The sequence below is a fragment of the Flavobacterium sp. SH_e genome (assembly GCF_025717045.1).
GTDB lineage: Bacteria > Bacteroidota > Bacteroidia > Flavobacteriales > Flavobacteriaceae > Flavobacterium.
The window spans coordinates 503,266-521,947 of sequence record NZ_JAOVZN010000008.1 but is presented as its reverse complement, the minus strand read 5'-3'; the positions used below and the strand labels follow the sequence as shown (position 1 = coordinate 521,947).

The 18,682-nt window shown below is 30.4% G+C and carries 19 protein-coding genes; 8 read left to right on the top strand and 11 right to left on the bottom strand.

Annotated features, from left to right (window positions below; translation table 11 throughout):
* Positions 1-15: 15 nt before the first annotated feature.
* The 7 genes from OD917_RS20350 to OD917_RS20320 all read right to left on the bottom strand — a co-directional run bounded on the left by OD917_RS20350 (position 16) and on the right by OD917_RS20320 (position 7,994).
* Positions 16-1,113 (bottom strand): phosphoglyceromutase, encoded by a 1,098-nt coding sequence (locus OD917_RS20350; RefSeq protein WP_263525233.1) that lies wholly within the window; start codon positions 1,111-1,113, stop codon positions 16-18.
* 180 nt (positions 1,114-1,293) lie between these two features.
* On the bottom strand, positions 1,294-2,439 hold the full coding sequence (locus tag OD917_RS20345; protein WP_263525232.1) for a transglutaminase-like domain-containing protein: 1,146 nt from the start codon (positions 2,437-2,439) through the stop codon (positions 1,294-1,296).
* A 60-nt stretch (positions 2,440-2,499) separates the two neighbouring features.
* Complete coding sequence (locus OD917_RS20340; protein ID WP_263525231.1) at positions 2,500-3,831, bottom strand: DUF58 domain-containing protein; 1,332 nt, start codon at positions 3,829-3,831, stop codon at positions 2,500-2,502.
* 85 nt (positions 3,832-3,916) lie between these two features.
* A complete protein-coding gene (locus OD917_RS20335; RefSeq protein WP_263525230.1) occupies positions 3,917-4,930 on the bottom strand; it encodes an AAA family ATPase in 1,014 nt (337 codons plus the stop codon).
* Positions 4,931-5,035: 105 nt separating this feature from the next.
* Positions 5,036-6,238, bottom strand: a complete 1,203-nt coding sequence (locus OD917_RS20330) for a DUF4350 domain-containing protein (RefSeq protein ID WP_263525229.1) — start codon at positions 6,236-6,238, stop codon at positions 5,036-5,038.
* Complete coding sequence (locus tag OD917_RS20325) at positions 6,231-7,004, bottom strand: DUF4129 domain-containing protein (RefSeq protein WP_263525228.1); 774 nt, start codon at positions 7,002-7,004, stop codon at positions 6,231-6,233. Before OD917_RS20325 ends, OD917_RS20330 begins: the two co-directional genes overlap by 8 nt.
* Positions 7,005-7,013: 9 nt before the next feature.
* On the bottom strand, positions 7,014-7,994 hold the full coding sequence (locus tag OD917_RS20320; protein ID WP_263525227.1) for a stage II sporulation protein M: 981 nt from the start codon (positions 7,992-7,994) through the stop codon (positions 7,014-7,016).
* A 20-nt stretch (positions 7,995-8,014) separates the two neighbouring features.
* On the opposite strand from OD917_RS20320, the gene OD917_RS20315 reads away from it, so the two are divergent.
* From OD917_RS20315 to OD917_RS20290, 6 genes are all read left to right on the top strand, one after another.
* Positions 8,015-8,758, top strand: coding sequence for an RDD family protein (locus OD917_RS20315; protein ID WP_263525226.1), 744 nt, complete (start codon positions 8,015-8,017; stop codon positions 8,756-8,758).
* Positions 8,759-8,857: 99 nt separating this feature from the next.
* Positions 8,858-9,706 (top strand): hypothetical protein, encoded by an 849-nt coding sequence (locus OD917_RS20310; protein WP_263525225.1) that lies wholly within the window; start codon positions 8,858-8,860, stop codon positions 9,704-9,706.
* A gap of 79 nt (positions 9,707-9,785) precedes the next feature.
* Positions 9,786-10,388 (top strand): trimeric intracellular cation channel family protein, encoded by a 603-nt coding sequence (locus OD917_RS20305; protein WP_111287533.1) that lies wholly within the window; start codon positions 9,786-9,788, stop codon positions 10,386-10,388.
* Positions 10,389-10,390: 2 nt separating this feature from the next.
* Positions 10,391-11,365, top strand: coding sequence for a GNAT family N-acetyltransferase (locus tag OD917_RS20300; protein WP_263525224.1), 975 nt, complete (start codon positions 10,391-10,393; stop codon positions 11,363-11,365).
* Between the two features lie 14 nt (positions 11,366-11,379).
* Entirely contained in the window at positions 11,380-12,480 is a 1,101-nt protein-coding gene (locus OD917_RS20295; protein ID WP_263525223.1) for a DegT/DnrJ/EryC1/StrS family aminotransferase, read from the top strand.
* Positions 12,481-13,764, top strand: a complete 1,284-nt coding sequence (locus OD917_RS20290) for an O-antigen translocase (protein ID WP_263525222.1) — start codon at positions 12,481-12,483, stop codon at positions 13,762-13,764. It begins immediately after the preceding gene.
* Positions 13,765-13,784: 20 nt separating this feature from the next.
* Here OD917_RS20290 and OD917_RS20285 read toward each other — a convergent pair whose 3' ends face one another.
* Positions 13,785-14,672 (bottom strand): glycosyltransferase family 2 protein, encoded by an 888-nt coding sequence (locus OD917_RS20285; RefSeq protein ID WP_263525221.1) that lies wholly within the window; start codon positions 14,670-14,672, stop codon positions 13,785-13,787.
* An 86-nt stretch (positions 14,673-14,758) separates the two neighbouring features.
* Between OD917_RS20285 and OD917_RS20280 the strand changes: the two genes are divergently transcribed.
* Both OD917_RS20280 and OD917_RS20275 read left to right on the top strand, forming a co-directional pair.
* Positions 14,759-15,592, top strand: a complete 834-nt coding sequence (locus OD917_RS20280) for a glycosyltransferase family 2 protein (RefSeq protein WP_263525220.1) — start codon at positions 14,759-14,761, stop codon at positions 15,590-15,592.
* The gene (locus OD917_RS20275; RefSeq protein WP_263525219.1) at positions 15,579-15,992 is read left to right on the top strand and encodes a sugar 3,4-ketoisomerase; all 414 of its coding nucleotides are present in this window, start codon (positions 15,579-15,581) and stop codon (positions 15,990-15,992) included. The genes OD917_RS20280 and OD917_RS20275 overlap by 14 nt, the downstream gene beginning before the upstream one ends.
* On the opposite strand, the gene OD917_RS20270 is transcribed toward OD917_RS20275, so the two are convergent.
* The 3 genes from OD917_RS20270 to OD917_RS20260 are packed head-to-tail and all read right to left on the bottom strand — an operon-like array spanning position 15,979 to position 18,488.
* The gene (locus OD917_RS20270; protein ID WP_263525218.1) at positions 15,979-16,914 is read right to left on the bottom strand and encodes a glycosyltransferase family 2 protein; all 936 of its coding nucleotides are present in this window, start codon (positions 16,912-16,914) and stop codon (positions 15,979-15,981) included. The genes OD917_RS20275 and OD917_RS20270 overlap by 14 nt on opposite strands.
* Before the next feature lie 6 nt (positions 16,915-16,920).
* Positions 16,921-17,805, bottom strand: coding sequence for a glycosyltransferase (locus OD917_RS20265; RefSeq protein ID WP_263525217.1), 885 nt, complete (start codon positions 17,803-17,805; stop codon positions 16,921-16,923).
* On the bottom strand, positions 17,805-18,488 hold the full coding sequence (locus OD917_RS20260) for a cell division ATP-binding protein FtsE (protein ID WP_263525349.1): 684 nt from the start codon (positions 18,486-18,488) through the stop codon (positions 17,805-17,807). Before OD917_RS20260 ends, OD917_RS20265 begins: the two co-directional genes overlap by 1 nt.
* Positions 18,489-18,682 lie beyond the last annotated feature (194 nt).

The following is an 18,682-nucleotide window of genomic DNA, read 5'->3' as shown; positions in this document are numbered from 1 at the left end:
TTAAAGATTAATTATTTATGGTTTTTGGTTGCTTTGTAATAATTCTGAAACTTCTTTTTCTACAGGGTGCGAGGTTTTAAAATCATAACCCATCAATTTTGCTAAAGTTTGAGCAAATTGTTTTTGATAGAATTGAGCTTCAGTTTTGATTTCGCCTTTTGGGGCAATTTCTGGACCCATTGAAGCAAACCAAATTTCAGATGCTCCTGGAACATCAGAGCCATGATCTGTCCATTGCGATTTTACTTTGTCGCCACGACCGTGATCTACTGTTATAAATATGGTTGTTTTGTTTTTGTATTGAGGATCATTTTGAACAAAATTCCAGATTTCCTGAATCCATTTATCTACTTGATTTGCAGCATCGAGATACGATCTGTAATCTCCGTGATGCGCCCATTCGTCGGTTTCACCGTAGGCGATGTATAATACTTTTGGCTTTTTGGTTTTTAGTTCATCTAATGCTTGATAATGTGTAAAAACATCTAAACACTCATCTTCATGAAAAGGTTTAAATGAATTGTCACGCATTTCATTCAGCAATTTTTGAGCTGCTGTTGGTTTGTTTCCGCCCACTTTATCAAATGCAGAAATGACAGGAAAACCACTTCTTTCTTCATTTAAAATTCGGTCAAAAGCATCCCAAGCTCCAAAAGCTGCAACTTTGCCTTTTAATTTAGCCTGCTGATTTAAAAACTCTAAAACATTGACATTTGGATTAGGTTTATAGCCATTTGAGTTAACCTGAAGATCAACATTTCCAGTCATGATTTCGCTATAACCAGGATAACTAAACCAATACGGATTGGCAACATCGACTTTGTTTCCTAAATCTCGATTTCCATAAATCTGTCCTCTTGAGGCAATTTCCGACCAGAAAAAAGGCATTAATTTTTTACGAGATTCTTTTACATCTAGATTCCCGTATTTTTTATAAATATAAGCGCTGTCTCCCTGATTAAATTTTTTATCATTGGCAATTGCTGCATCTACTCCTTTAAAAACTTCCTGCCATCTAAAACCATCTGTAGTGATAATAATGATGTTTTCTGTTTTTTGTGCTTGAGATTGAACGCTTAATAAAATGAACAGAATTAGGATTGCTTTTTTCATTGCTTATTAGTTTGAAATAGAATTCAAAACTAATTAATTTAATCAAGCAATTTTTACGGGATTACGTAAGGTAACTATAAATTAATAATAGATAAAAAGCTGATAAAAGCCAATATAGGAAAAAGAAGGTTTCATATAACCATTTTACTTTTCCCTAATATTTAACACTAATAATATCCTTTATTTTGTTGGCTTAGCCCAAAACAAATTTGGATTATTTGTCTTGTAATTTGTAGTTTTTACGTTTGTTTTAGTATTCGTAGACTCTGATTTTTGTGGAGTTTGCTCGATTCCATCTAAAGGTAATAGTTCAACATATGCAATCTCTTTTCCGTCTTTTGCAGTTTCAGTATCGTATTCGCTGTAAACAGGAGTTTTTAGCCTATATAGATTTTTAGCCATATAAGTTTCTAAGTAATATTCTTTAGTCTGCGTTGCTTTGTTGTTCCAATTTGCTTCTGGATTTAAAATCAATGTTTTACCATTAATTAATCTTTCTCGTACTTCTTGAATTCCAAGTAATTCTCCTTTCTCATTCATAACATAAGCATCGAAAGTTGGATCGATCCAAATCCATTTTTTAAATTCGTTGCTGTAAACCATATTAATTACATGGCAATCATCAAAATCAGTTTCCTTTGGCATGCAGGTAATATATCTGGATTTTATGCCCATAGCTAAATAACATTCATTAAGAATTGTTGACATCATTCTGCAGTTAAGACCTCGATTTTCGGTTTTACAAATTTTAATTAAATCAATTGCATTTTTTAAATCTGGATTATAACTAGCTCCATCGTGTCTGATTATTTTATGCACCCAATGCAGTAAATTAAGAATTTGAGAAGTTTCACTTCCAGTTCCAGCAATTGAATCTAATTTTAAATCTTTTCTAATTTTCATTAGGTTTGGATTCTCGATTGGTTGATAAGTGAATTCAGGAATAAAACGATTGTCAGAGTAGTTATATTTGGCCGCTTTTTTTAGTATTTCTAAACGAGATATAGCGGCTTTATACTTGATCTGTGTATGAGCTTTTACAGAATCATTAAGTAAAATCACAAAATCAAATTGAGTGTTTTTTTTAATTTTTACAGAGATAGAATCTTTATCAGTAATAAAAGTGACTTTTTTTCCTAAAGATGATGTTTCGTATACATCAGGATTTAGTTCAGGAGAAATGTTCCAAGATTGTTTTTTATATACTTCACCGTCTCTAATATCAAGTTTTTTTGATACTGCTTTTATAGTTGGAATATTTTGTTGACTTATAACTAGCTGTACAAAAAAGCTAAAAAAGACAATAAGACTGATTTTTAATTTCATTTTTTGATTTTTGATTGAGAATAATATTTTGATTGAAATGGAAACTTGGTAATGAATAAACTATAAAATTCCTCTAGATTTAATCTCCAGATATTTGTTGATTGCGTCAAGCGTAAGATTTTCTGGCTGCGTCAAAACCGAATGTATTCCGTATTTCTTCAATTCGTTTACGATTAGTCGTTTTTCGAACATGAATTTTTCGGCAATAACTTTGTCGTAAACTTCCTGAATAGTAGTTGTTTTTTTATTGATGATGGAGTTGAGTTCAGTATTTTGAAAGAAAACCACAACCAGCAAATGGCTTTTTGCAATTCCTTTCAAATAAGGTAATTGACGATTTAAACCATCCATTGTTTCAAAATTGGTGTACAGAATTATTAAACTTCTCTGATTGATGTTTTTCTTAATATCAACATACAATCGGCTGTAATCACTTTCAAAAAAATCTGTTTTGATATTGTATAAAGTTTCAAGGATTTTCTGCATTTGAGAACCTCTTCTTTCTGCAAAAACTCGGTTTTCTACTTTTTTAGAAAAAGAAAAAAGTCCAGCTTTATCTTGTTTTTTAAGAATCACATTAGATAAAACCAAAGAGGAATTAATAGCATAATCTAATAAACTTAATCCGCCAAAAGGCATTTGCATGACGCGGCCTTTGTCGATTGCCATATAAACCGACTGTGATTTTTCGTCCTGAAACTGATTCACCATCAAAGAATTTCTCTTTGCGGTAGCTTTCCAGTTTAAAGTTCGCAAATCATCACCTTGAACATATTCTTTAATTTGCTCGAATTCCATTGTATGCCCAATTCGGCGTATTTTTTTAATTCCGTATTGAAACAGATTATTAGAAAAAGCAATTAAGTCGTATTTTCTTAGCTGAATATAAGAAGGATACGTTGGAACCATTTGATTATTATCAAAAGAAAATCTTCTAGAAATCAGTCTTAAAGGCGAAGAAACATAAACATTCAAAGAACCGAAATAATATTCCCCGCGCTGTGTTGGGCGAAGATCGTAACCAATTTCTTTTTGTGTTGCAGCTTTTATGGTTTTTACAATCTTGAAGTTGCGAACTTGAAATTGAAACGGAATTTCATCAATAATCTTTACCGAAACAGGAAAATTATAGTGATTCCTTAAATTGATTTTGATCGGATTTAAATCTCCATTTGATAATTTTTCAGGAGTAATTCTTTCAGCTTCAAGTCCTGTTCTTGCCAAATACAAAAGCAAAATGTCAAGTCCCAAAAAAGTAACTAAACCCAAAACAAGCAGCCAAACTGCATTATACATATTTGGAAAAATAAATGCACAGATAAACAATCCTATAACGCCTATTAGCACATAGAAAAAGAAATTGTTTAGATATAGACTTTTTATGAATTTCATTTTTTTTAGTTTTCAGTCTCAGTTTTCAGTCTCAGTTTTCGGTCTCAGAATAACTGTAAACTGAGACTGCGACTGAAAACTAAAACTATCTAGGTATTTCTACCGTTTCAATAATCTGTTTAATGATTTCTGAACTTGTAATGCCTTCCATTTCGCGTTCTGGAGCAACAATTACACGGTGCTGTAAAACAGGAATTGCAGCTTCTTTAATATCTTCTGGTGTAACAAAATCACGTCCGCGGATCGCAGCGAAACCTTTTGAAGCGTTCAAAATAGCGATTGAAGCACGTGGCGAAGCCCCTAAATATAAAAAGGCATTTTCGCGCGTATTTACTACAATTCGAGCAATGTATTCTAATAAATTCTGTTCTACTCTAATTTGTTTAACCAAACCTTGATATTCTTTGATTTCTTGAGAAGAAAGAATGGTTTTAATAGCATCTAATTTTCCGTGATTTTGTAATGAATGTTCTCTCTGAATGATTAAGATTTCTTCATTCAATTTTGGATAATCAATCGTAATTTTAAAAAGAAAACGGTCCAATTGCGCTTCAGGCAAACGATAAGTTCCTTCCTGTTCTACTGGATTTTGAGTTGCAATAACCAAAAATGGCGCTTGTAATTGATAAGCAGAACCGTCAATTGTAATTTGGCGTTCTTCCATAACTTCAAAAAGTGCAGCTTGTGTTTTTGCTGGAGCACGGTTAATTTCATCAATTAAAATCAAATTAGAGAAAATTGGCCCTTTTTTGAACTCAAATTCTGAGTTTTTCAGATTGAAAATAGAAGTCCCTAAAATATCAGAAGGCATTAAATCTGGTGTAAACTGGATTCTGCTGAAGTCAATATTTAAGGTTTTAGCCAATAATTTAGCCGTAATTGTTTTAGCAACTCCTGGAACACCTTCTAAAAGAACGTGACCATTTGATAAAATAGCAACCAAAAGCTGATCTACCATTTTGTGCTGACCCACAATAACTGTTTCGATTTCTTTTTTGATCGTGTTTACATGATCTAAAAGCGGTCCTAAATTAATTCTTGTTTCGAAATTCACATTTTCGTTTGTGATTTCGTTTGATGTTGTATTGATATCGTCCATAATTTGGTCTTTTATTTTATGTTTTTTTGCCACAGATTAGAAAGATTAAAATGATTTTATAAAAAACTAATCTGTGTTAATCCGTTTAATCTGTGGATAAATAAATTAATGTAAAATCTTTTCTATTGCCGTATTTATTCGGATAAGATCATCTTCGAGACTTCCGTGATAACTGTTTCGATGGTCATTAATTAATTGAATCAGTTCTCGAATGTCTTTTTCATCTTTTCCAGTTTTATAATGCAGTTTAGTTATAAAATCATCATCGAGTTTTGAAGTATCAAGCAAATAATCGGTTCTGATTTTTTCTAAAAAGTAAATAATTTTTTTGTCAATAATATTGGTATGATCGCCTTCTTGATAATATAAATTTCCAATTGTTTTAGTAAAATCAACCGTTAAATTCGGTAAAGGTTTTAGGATTGGCACAATACGTTGTTTTCGTTTTGCATTGAAAATCATAAAAATAAGAATTCCAATTAAACCTAAATACCAAGCTGACTTTAAAGCTGGCTGGCTCCAAATATAACGCAGTGGAGAACTAGAAATACGCTTATCGTTGAAGCTTTTATTGTACCAGAAAATGTTTCCTTTTGGAACATAAGACATGACATTTTCAGCGTACAAATAATGATCTTTTTTCAGCAAATTATAATTGGTAAAAGCAACAGGCTGAGTATGCAGATAGATATGACCATTTTTATATGGAACTTCAATAAAATTGATCTGTCTTTTGTTTTTATTGCTTGTTTGATAGCCTAAAACTTTTGTATTTAAAGTATCAATTTTAGAAAAATAATCACTTAAACCAGTATTGAAAGTGTATTTTTTGGTGCTAACTTTTTTATTTGCCATCCAAACCGAAATGCTTTCAGAAGGCATAAAATCTGTTTTTAATTCAATTTTTAAAGAATCTAGCAATGGTTTTGGAAATACTTTCATGCTTAAAAAAGCATTATTTCCGTGTGATACAAAGTATAAGATCTCAGTCATAGATTGATCGTCAATATTATTGACTTCAGAGATATTAATAAAAGTACCTTTAATTTTATATGTTTCTACACCTTCTGTTTCATCGTATTGAGAATCTAAATATTCGTATGGAGTTTCGATCGAGATTCTTTCTATTTTCTGCTTAAAGAGACCATCAGCTTCTTGATTAAAAACGTATAAACCAAACGGAATTTTATCTTCAACGGAGTACGTTGGAGTCCAGTCAATAGGTTTTGGCTGACCTTTGTCTACAAGTAATGTTATTCCGAAAATTAAAACCAGAATAGCAATGTATATTTTAACTTTATTATCCATTACCAAACGTTTTTAATGCTTTTTTAAATCTGTTTTCAGTCTTTCTAAATATGGCATCATCAATCTCAAATTCGCCGTACCAAATATAATTGTACAAATAAGAAAGATAGGTAAACTCTTCTTTATGAGCAGGATTTTGCAGTTCATACAAATAATCTGAGTTGGTTTTTTCGATATCCCATTCAATATAATTGTGCTGTGCCATTACTTTTAAAAGCCATAAATAATAATATCTTACAGCAATTCTTTTTTCGCCAGCTTCAATACTTTCTTGAATTAGTTTTTCGAAATCTAAAAGATGAATGTTTTTTTCTGCGTCCGAATAAAACAGTGCTCTTTTATTGGCATTTTTTCCGAAAATCCATCTTCCTTCTTGTTTGGTTAAAGCTCTTGCTATAAAGTAAATAAGAACAACAACGACAAGAATTGCAATTATTCTAAATAAAATGGCAACAAAATTAAGAGATGTTTTTACGCTGCTGAAATTAAATAAACTAGCAAGTTGTCTTGCCAGCCAATGCATAAAATGGTCTAGCCAGCTTTTTTCAGGAGCTTTATATTCGTAGATAAATTCTTTGTCAGTATATTTTTTCTTGAAATTTTTCTCAAAATGCCTCGCCTCAACTGTCCCAGAATCGACTTTAATGTCTTTCTCAGTGTATTTAATTGTGGCAATTTTTGGCGGATCTACTTTAATAAGGGCATCTTGAGCCATAGAAAACCCACAACAGAAAAGAAAAGATAAAATAAAAAATAATCTTGTCATTACTTGGTCTTAAAGTTTTTCGGCGGTTAAAGAATGGATTTTTTTGTGCACAATAAAAGGATAAATGAGGTAATAAAACGAAATAATGGCAAGTGTAATCAAGATGATAAAACTGCTTAACCAATTTGGCATATCGATAGAATATCTTGTAATGAAACCTTCTAAAAATCCAGCACTTATCGTGAAAGGAAAAGTGCTTAAAAATATTTTGAAACTATTTTTGAAACCAATTTTAAAAGAATTTAATCTAGAAAAAGTTTTAGGAAATAGGATAGAAGCACCCAAAATAAATCCGGCAGTTGTTTCGATTACGATAGCGAAAATTTCCATAGAACCGTGAATCCAAATTCCGCGAACACTTTTCCAGAAAACACCTTGTTCGTAGAAAAAATATTGAAAAGACCCAAGCATAATACAGTTTTGGAGGAAAACATTAAAAGTTCCGATTCCTGCAAAAATTCCATAGAAATAACATTTCGCGCCAACAAAAAGATTATTTACCGTAATGCCAATAAAACTTCCCCAATTGCTTCCAGAACCATATACGGCCATAGGATTGCCTTTTTTGATATTTTCTAAAGTCATGTTTACGTATTCATCTCCTAAAATTAGGCGTACGAAATCACGATCATAACGAGCAGAAAGAGCACCAATTCCAACCGTAACAAAAAATAAAGCAAAAGCATAAACCAAATATCTTCTGTATTCGTAAACCAGCAACGGCACTTCAATTTTAAAAAAATCTAAAACTCGATTTTGATCCGTACGTTTGGTTTTATAAATCTTTTGATAAATCTGAGAAGCTAAATGATTTAAGTACACAACCGTTTTGCTTTTAGGGTAATACGTCTGAGCATACGACAAATCATTCATCATTTGAATGTACAAATTAGCTAATTCATCAGGATTTTTTTTAGCTTTACCAAAAATTGCCAGCTCAAATTCGAGCCATTTTTCTCTGTTTTGTTTTATAAAGGCGATTTCTCTCATTGCAGGCTAAAATATGAAATATGTCAGAATTATCTATTAATACGACACAAAATGTCAAAATAAATTTTATTGCTGCTTCCGTAGGTGAAAGACTCGGGGCTTTTTTTATTGATTTGTTCATTATAATCTGTTATATAACAGCTCTTTCCATCGTTATTTTTGACTGGTTTCAGTTAGATCGATTAATGGCTGGTTTGGATAATTGGTCACAAGGCGCGATTTTTTTAGTGCTCTATTCGCCAGTTATAGTTTATTCGTTGGTTTTAGAAAGTGTTTTTGAAGGACAGTCACTTGGTAAAAAATTAGTAAAAATTAAAGTCGTTAAAATTGATGGTTATCAAGCTGGTTTTGGCGATTATTTGATTCGTTGGTTTTTTAGAGTAATTGACTTTTTTACTCTTTGCGGACTTCCAGGTCTTATTAGCGTAATTACCAGTCAAAAATCACAGCGATTGGGCGATATGGCAGCGGGAACTGCAGTTATTTCTTTGAAGAATAAAATTAATATCAGTCATACTATTTTAGAAGAAATTGGCGAAGCTTACGTGCCAACTTATCCTTTGGTAATAAAACTTTCAGATAATGATATGCGTATTATTAAAGAAACCTATCAAAAAGCAGCGGCCAAAAATGATCATGAAGTCATTTATAAATTAGTTGCAAAAATCGAAAGTGTAACGGGTATTAAAAATCAATCAGGAAACAATAGCGATTTTATACGTGTAATTTTAAAAGATTATAATTTTTATACACAACACATGTAATCTTTTCTTTAAGGATTTGAAAATGTTTTTCAGCTTTTGCTGATAATTTTTTATATTTAACTGATTATTAGTTAGTACGGTTTAATTAAAAAATAAAACATGAAAAATCCGAAGCTTTTCTTTATTGTATTTTTGTTGCTTGCTACTTTTTTTGGTTTCGCTCAAGGCGGAAAAAAACTAGATAAAATTATAAAAAGAGATTATCAGATTATTGAATGTACAATTTCAAAAATGTCTGATAAAACTGTTGAATATTCACTTCCTGGAGAAACAATTCAGATTTCATTAGATGTTTCTCAAATTGCCAAAATCGATTTTGCAAGCGGAAGATCTCAAACATTTAATGTAAGCCCAACCAATAATTCTTCTTCATCTGCTTCGCCAACAATTACGGCATCTGAAATGAAGACCAATACCATAGCGGTACTTCCAGTTCCTTATTTAAATTCTGATACTCAGGAAAGTTCTGAAGAAATGGCAAAATTTGCACAAAATGACCTTTATAATAAATTGCTAGACAAATCTTCAAATATTTTACCGTTGACGGTTCAAGATTTAAGAACTACAAACAGTTTACTTCACAGCGCAGGAATAGATTATAAAAATATTGATGAAACCCCAATCGAAGATTTAGAGAAAATACTAGGCGTAGATAATATTGTAGCGGTAAAAGTTTCTTATACCATAAATTCAGGGACAACTGCAACTACTTATAACAGTGGAAATGCAAAAGTAAGCAACGATAACAAGAAAGTAAAAACCAATGATGTTTCGACGACAACATCCAGTACACAGGTTTATTATTACTATACCATATATTTTGACATGTATAAAGATGGTTCAAAAATCTATTCTCATACACGTAAACCGTTTCTGGCAGTAAAAGACGGCTGGATGGATTCGGTTACTTATTTATTAAAAAGAAGTCCGATTTATGTAAAAAAATAATGACTGTTTTTATGAGTTAGATTTGTTAAGATTATTCCTTACAACTTTGTAACTTTGATCTTTTGTAACTCATAAAAAAATGTTTCACTTACTTGATATTATTGGGACAATGGCATTTGCAATGTCTGGTGCTTTAACAGCAATGCACAAAAAACTAGACCCGTTTGGGGTTTTTATCATTGCATTTGTAACTGCAGTTGGAGGAGGAACGCTTCGTGATGTCTTAATAGGCAGAACTCCAGTAGGTTGGATGCGCGATATGCAATACGTTTATGTGATCATTTTAGGATTTTTTCTAGCGATTCTTTTTAGAAAAAGCTTCGATAAACTTCGAACTTCTTTGTTCCTATTTGATACAATTGGTCTTGGCGTTTTTACTTTAATTGGTCTCGAAAGAGGAATTGTAACAGGGCTTCATCCAGCAATTTGTATTGCATTAGGAACAATGACAGCTTGTTTTGGAGGCGTTATTCGTGATATTTTATGCAACGAAATTCCGAATGTTTTTAGAGAAGAAATCTATGCAACAATATGTATTTTCGGCGGAATCGTATTTTTTGGATTACGAAAATTAAATTTAAACGACGATATTTTATATTTAGTCACTTCGCTTGTTATCATTGTGATAAGATTAATGGCAGTTAAATACAAATGGCATTTAAAAGCATTCGATCATAAATAAGCATGAAATATAGCATTAAAAAATATTCTGAAAATGATTATTCAGTTTGGAACGATTTTGTCGCTCAGGCTAAAAATGCTACGTTTTTATTTCATCGTGATTTTATGGAATATCATAAAGATCGCTTTGAAGATTTTTCGCTTTTAGTTTTCGAACAAGAAAAACTTTGCGCTATTCTTCCAGCCAATAAAAAAGATAATTCCGTATATTCTCATCAAGGTTTAACTTACGGCGGATTGGTTTATAAAGAACAAACAAAACTTAAAACTGTCATTGAAATTTTTAGGAATTTATTGTTTTTTTTGAATGAAAATAATTTTGGCAAATTGCACCTCAAAACGCTTCCATCAATTTATCATTTAAAGCCAGCTGAAGAAATTTTATACAGTTTGTTTTTGGCAGAAGCAAAGTTAGTTAGAAGAGATTCTCTTTCTGTGATTGATTTACAGAAAAATAAGACAATTTCTAAAATTAGAAAAAGAGGATTAAAAAAAGCAATTTCTAACGAATTGATTATTAAAGAAGATAATCAGTTTGAATTATTTTGGGACAAAATTCTTATCCCGAATTTAGAAAAAACGCATAATGCAAAGCCAGTTCATTCAATCGATGAAATAAATACATTGAAATCACTTTTTCCTGAAAATATTCATCAGTTTAATATTTATAAAAAGGATGAAATAATTGGCGGAACAACTATTTTTGAAACAGAAAACGTTGCACATTGCCAGTATATTTCAAAAGATCCAAATAAAGAAGATTTAGGAAGCTTGGATTATCTTTTTCATTACTTAATTCACGATCGATTTTCAAAAAAACGTTTTTTTGATTTCGGAATTTCAAATGAAAATCAAGGCAAAAATCTGAATGAAGGACTAGCTTATTGGAAAGAAAGTTTTGGCGCGGGAACTATTGTACATGATTTTTACGAAATTGATACTGCCAATTATATTAAATTAGAAGACATTCTTATTTAAAAAACAGAACAACGATGATATCTTTTCTTGATCTAAAAAAAATAAATAAACCGTATGAAGCCGCTTTTCAGCAAAAACTGAAATCGGTTTTAGAAAACGGCTGGTATATTTTAGGAAAAGAATTGGAAACATTTGAAAAGGCTTTCGCCGAATATTGTCAATCTAAATATTGCATTGGAGTTGGAAATGGTTTTGATGCTTTAGTTCTTATTTTTAAAGGTTATATTCAGCTTGGGAAACTCAAAAAAGGAGATGAAGTTATCGTTCCTGCAAATACGTATATCGCGAGTATTTTGGCTATTTTACAAGCCGATTTAATTCCAGTTTTGGTCGAACCAAAATTAGAAACCTACAATATCGATCCCGATTTAATTCAGGAAAAAATCACATCAAAAACAAAAGCTATTTTGGCAGTTCATTTATACGGACAATTAGCCGAAATGCAGAAAATAAATGAGATTGTAGAAAAACACAATTTAATTGTCGTTGAAGATGCAGCACAATCGCATGGAGCAATTAGCAATCAACAATTAAGAATTAACAATTTAAGTTCGGCTTCCGCTTACAGTTTTTATCCAGGCAAAAATCTAGGATGTTTGGGCGATGGCGGAGCAATTACAACAAACGATTCCCAATTAGCAAAAGTGCTTTTTTCACTTCGAAATTATGGTTCTGAAAAGAAATATCACAACGAATACGTTGGTGTAAATTCGAGATTAGACGAGTTGCAGGCTGGTTTTTTAAATCTGAAATTGCCAAATTTAGATGCAGATAATGAAAAAAGAAGAGCCATTGCAAAACGATATTTAGCAGAAATCAAGAATGATAAAATTGTATTGCCTTTTTGGGATTTTTCTACTAATCACGTTTTTCATTTGTTTGTCATTCGAACCAAAAATAGAAAAGATTTACAGGAATATTTAACTCAAAATAATATTCAAACTGTTATACATTATCCAATTCCGCCGCATCAGCAAAAAGCTTTTTTAGAATGGAATAATTTGTCCTTTCCACTTACAGAGAAAATTCACAAAGAAGTTTTAAGTTTGCCAATAAGTCCAGTTTTAACACAATCGGAAGTAGATTTTATCATCAAAATTTTAAACCAATACTAATTGAATTTCTATAGAAAAATAATTCAAACGAGTTTGTTTAAGATTACATCTTTAAACAGTTTTAGTGTTGCTTTAAAAATCGGAATTGGATTAATTACTTCGAAAATATTAGCGGTTTTCGTTGGTCCAAGCGGAATGGCTTTGGTTGGAAATCTGCGTAATTTCTTGACTTCATTAGAAAATATTTCCACTTTAGGTTTTCAAAACGGAATCGTAAAATATACGGCTGAAAATGAGAAAACTAAAACCGAACTTCAAAAAATAGTTTCTACGGTTTTTATCAGTTTATTAGTTGTTGCGCTTCTACTAAGCGGAATTTTATTTTTTACAGCTTCTTATTGGAACCAGAAAATCTTTGGAAACAATACGGAATATTTAACTGTTTTTAAAGTCTTAGCTTTGGTTTTGCCAACTTACGGACTTTCTATTTTTTTAATAGCTGTAATCAATGGTTTGGGTAAATTTCAAAAAGTAATTTGGATCAACATTATCGGAAATATTATTGGTTTACTAATTTCAATTTTTCTGATTCTGCAATTCAAAACCTCTGGAGCATTGCTAGCAATTGTAATTGCGCCAGCTTTCTTGTTTTTTGTTACTTTTTATTTGGTTCAGAGAGATATTCAGTTTCTTCAAATTATAAAATTAGATTTCTTCGATTTTAAAATTTTAAAAAACCTTTCGTCTTATTCTTTAATGGCGTTTGTTTCGTCTGTTTTTGGGCCTTTTGTATTTCTTGCAATTCGAAATTATATTATTCATAATTTAGGAATTGAACAAGCAGGATATTGGGAATCAATGACGAGAATTTCGTCCTATTATCTCATGTTTGTAAGCACCATTTTGAGTGTTTATTTTCTGCCAAAATTAGCTAAAGCAGAAAATGATTTGGAAACAAAAAATATCTTTTTACAGTATTATAAATTCATTCTTCCAATCTTTATTTTGGCGCTCACTCTCCTTTATTTCATGAGATTTTTTATTATCCGACTGCTTTTTACAAAAGATTTTTTACCCGTAACCGATTTGTTTTTCTGGCAGCTTTTAGGAGATATTTTTAAAGTTTGTGCGCTTATTTTAGGATATCAGTTTTTTGCTAAAAAAAAGACTTCAGCATTTATTTTAACCGAATTATTTTCGCTAGTAGTTTTGTACTTTTTCAGTTTGTATTTTATTAAAATTTATGGAATTGAAGGAGTGGTGATGGGATTCGCGCTGGATAATTTTATTTACTTTATTCTATTGCTTTTTTACTTTAGATCTGTTGTTTTCAGACAACAATAATTAGAAAGAAGTTTTTTTACTTATTGAAATCGCAATTTTAATTCTAAAGGAATGTATTTTATAAAAAGCGAAATATCTAAAGTTCTATACGCTTTTTCCATTTCACAATGCAGCCTCTTTAAAAGAGCTTTATTTTCTTCTTTGGTTTGGTTTAATGCAATTGCCTTTTTTATAACTAAATAGGTCGATCGATTTATCTTTTTTGTTCTAGAATTAAATCTTTTATAAAACATATTTCCTAAAGAATTGGCAAGCTCTCTCTTTTGAACTAAAACTGAATCAATGAATTCGAAATTGTAATTTCTTGAAGCCCTAATCCAAATGTCTAAATCTTCATAAGATAAATTTTCATCGTAGCCATTTAATTCAATTAACACTTCTTTTTTCATCATTGAACTGATAGAACAAATCATACTGCTTTGGCTTAAAATTGCTTTATAAATGTCTCCAGAAGCTGGTTTTACGATTGCTTTTTTATCAGCATCAACTTTATAATAATAGCGAATGTGATTGTTATTTTCTGAAATTACTTCGGCATTTCCGTAAACTACAGCAAGATTTTTTTTGTTAGAATTTAAGAAAGCATTCACCTGTTTTTCAACGCACTCCTTCAATAAAACGTCATCAGCAGCTAAATCTATTATATATTCTCCCTTTGAAAATTGTAGTGCCTTGTTAAATGTTTTAGTATTTCCTAAATTAATTTTGCTTAAAATAAACTGAGCAGTTGGATGATTTTTAAGCCAATCTGTAATAACTTTTTTAGAATTATCATTACTAAAATCATCTGCAACTATAATTTCAATATTTTTGTAAGTTTGATTTACAATAGAATTTAAAGCCTCTATTACAAACTTTTCATGATTGTAGCACAAACAAATAACAGTTACTAAAGGAAGGTTGTGCATATTAAAATTGAGTTGTTAAAATGAATTTGTAAAATTCAAAAATAAGAATATTATAGTGTTTTATGATTGTTTAATAGAATTGAAAAATGAATATTTTGTTTGAAGAAAAAGATGTGGAGATATTAATTTCGACAATGAACAGAGATTCGTTGGATTTTTTGGTTCCCATGTTTTCCTCTTTAGATTATTCGAAAATTTCAATATTAATAATCAATCAAGTTGAAATTGAAACAAAACTGAGTTCGAGTTTTCCTAATATAAGAGTTATTAATTCATTTGAAAAAGGACTTTCTAAAAGCCGAAATTTAGCACTAGAAAATGCGATTGGAAATATTCTTTTAATTTCAGATGATGATGTAGTATTTCAGGAAGGATTTATTGCAAAAATAATTGGAGCTTATAATAAATATCCTAAAGCTTCAGTAATAAAGTTTTGCGCTCTAAGATCAAATGAAATGCCTTTGAATAAATATTCAGCCAATTCTAAAAGCCATTTAAATGCTTTTGATATCTTAAATACAAGTTCTATTGAATTAACATTGAATAGATTTCAGGTTGATTTTAGAAAATATAGATTTGATGAAAATTTTGGACTTGGAGGAATTTTTGAAATGGGGGAAGAAGCCGTTTTTTTATCAGATTTTAAAAAAGATGGCAAACAGCTCATTTTTGAACCTGAAATAATTGTTGCGCACAATAATTCAACTTCTTCAGAGAAAAGAGATATATTAGACAAGTATTTTATTAGCGGAGCATTGTTTACCAGAATCTTTAAAGAAAAATATATCTTTTGGATTTTTATAAAGATGTTTTTTGATTTAAAACAGAAAAAAATAAAATTTAAAAACATCAAAACCGTTCTGAAAAGTGCAAAAAACGGACATGAAAAATTTGAAAGAATCCAACATGAAAATAAATAATAGAGGAATACAAATTATTTTAATTCCTAAAATTGAGGAACGAAGAGGAAATTTATCTGTAATAGAAAATGATACGATTCCTTTTGATATAAAAAGAGTTTATTATTTATACGATGTTCCAACAGGATCAGAACGTGGGGGACACGCGCATAAAGATCTTCGGCAGTTTTTGGTTGCTTTGAGCGGCAGTTTTGATGTTGTTTTAAATGACGGAAAAGAAGAGACAATTATCACTTTAAATAAACCGTATGAAGGTTTACTGATCAATTCTGGAATTTGGAGAGAACTTCAGAATTTTTCTTCGGGTTCGATTTGCCTAGTTGTGGCTTCAGAGGTTTATATCGAAGAAGATTATATTCGGGATTTTGATGAATTTATAAAATATGTTAATCGTAAATAGAAAAATCAATTCCGCTTTGCTTTAATTTTTTTTTCAATTTTAAAAAAAACTGCAAAACGAAAGGCGGAACTTTTAATAAAAATTGAACTTTAAAAGGGATATTTTCCTTGTCAACATCTTTTAAATAAAAATTGAATTTGGTTTTATTTCCAAAAATGTAATAGTGTAATCCATATTCAATTCGATATAAATCAAGAAACTTTTTAAGAGATGAATTATCTTTTTCGAAGATTTTGAATTGCTCAAAATCCATTAAAATTCTCGAATTTATTTTGCTTTTAGTCAAACTATTGTCAATGTCATAATTGTAAATGGCAGTAGTTTTATTCGTAATTGCTACAGGAAAACGGATTCCAATTTTGGTCCATAATTCCAAATCTTGTCCATTTGTTACGCCAGGCGTAAAACCTCCTACATTTTCTAAAATTTCTTTAGATATTGCCAGCGATGAAGTCCACGTAATTCGCGATGGTTTATTAGAATAAAAGTAATCATTGATAATCCCTTTAAAAGAACTTGCTATTCCTTGAAATACTGGAGTTTTAAAATGATTTGTACCGATTTTAGTTTTATATCGAGAGCAATACATGCCGCAATTGGGGAAATCAAGAATTAGTTTGTGCAATTCTTCTAAATGATTTGGAAACCAATAATCATCAGCATCAAGAAAGGCTATAAATTTCCCAGAAGATTTTTCAATTCCAAAATTTCTTGCGACAGAAACGCCTTGATTTTTTTGATTAAAAATTTGAATTCTTTTATCGTTAAATCTTCTTGCAATAGCTTCACTTGCATCAGTAGATCCGTCATTTATTATAATGATTTCGTAATCAATAAAAGTTTGATCGAGAATACTTTGGATAGTATTTTCGATATGATCAGCTTTATTGTATAACGGAATGACTACCGAAAAAAAGACCATAATTGATTATTTTTTTAAATCGCAATAAAAGCCTAATTTATAAAAATCTAACAGATATAAATTTGGATTTTCTGAAGTTAAATTGGCTACGATTCTCTTTTTTGTTATGCTATAAATGGCTTTTATAATTCCAGTTAAATATAACTTATTTAAAAGTGAATGAACCTTTGTTAATCTAGTGCTTTTAGGATCAATTTTATGAAAGCGAACTAAGTTGTATAAGTTCTGAACGGCTTTTTCAGACTTTTCAATAAAATCGATGTTGTCTTCATTGTTATAATGAATCAAGGGATTTTGGATATGAAGAACTGGAACCGAATTTAAACGCAGATTTTCTATGAAAATGAGATCTTCATAACCATAATCTTTTATGAATTCTGGAAAAGGAAATTGTAAAAGGATTTCTTTTTTTAAAAGTAAATTCCAAGTGAACACAAAATCGTAATTGTTTTTAAGCCTTTGATTTAAAAATTTAGTTTCTCTTTTTAAACCATATTTCCATCGAAGCAGTTTTTCTTTAGAAGGAGCAATATCTGGATATTTTACACCACCAAAAATTACTGATGTTGAATTTGAAAGTAATTCAATATAATTTTTAAGGTAAAATTCATTCTCTGGTAAAGCATCTGCTTCCATAATCAAGATAAAATTATACTTTGATTTGGAACACAGTAAATTAATATTTCTTCCTCTGCCTAAGTTTTCAGCATTGATAGAAAAAGAACAATTTTCGAGTGTATTTATCTGATTATTTTCATTGATGAATTTTTGGCTAAAATCATCTTGCGCCAAAATTTCATATTCAATTCCTAAATTATCTGCTTGTTGCTTAAGCTCATAAACAAGCTTAAAAACATTATAATTGTAAACAGGAATTAGAATCGAAAGCATTACACGCTTCTTTGCACGACTTCGAAGATTCTTTCATCTTCACATTTTAATGTTTTAGAAGGGAATTTCATCAATAAAGCATAATCATGAGTTGCCATTATAACAGTTTTACCTGCGGCGTTGATTGCTTTTAGAACTTCTAAAACCTCAGAACTTGTCTGCGGATCAAGATTTCCAGTTGGTTCGTCAGCTAAGATGAATTCTGGATCATTAAGTAATGCTCTAGCAATCGCAACACGTTGCTGTTCTCCTCCAGAAAGTTGGTGAGGCATTTTGTTTACGAAATCTTTCATGCCTACTTTGTCCAAAACTTCATCAATTTTGTGTTCCATTGCATCTTTTTCGTGCCAGCCAGTAGCTTTTAAAACAAAAAGCATGTTGTCTTTTATAGAACGGTCTGGAAGCAATTTGAAGTCTTGAAATACGATTCCGATTTTACGTCTCAAAAACGGAATATCGTTTTCTTTTATGCTTGCCAAATCAAATTCGACAATATGTCCTTCGCCTTCAATTAACGGCAAATCAGCATATAAAGTTTTTAGAAAACTACTTTTTCCGGAACCAGTTTTTCCGATAATGTAGATAAACTCACCGTGGTTAACATTCAAATTAATGTGAGATATAATTTTTCTTCCTTCTTGATATATAGTGACTTCTTTAAGAGATAGTACGGTTTGTGACATAATAAAATTGATTTGAATGGTAAAAGTAATAAGATAACGTTTGTATTCAAAATAAATTTGAATCATTTCTTAGGAAAAAGTTTAAAAAATGAAATGTTTTAGAAAGTTTGAGAACCAATAAATTGAAGTTTATTAAACCTTAAAATCATAAACGATTATTAATTTGTTTATAATAAAACCTAAAAACGTTTCGT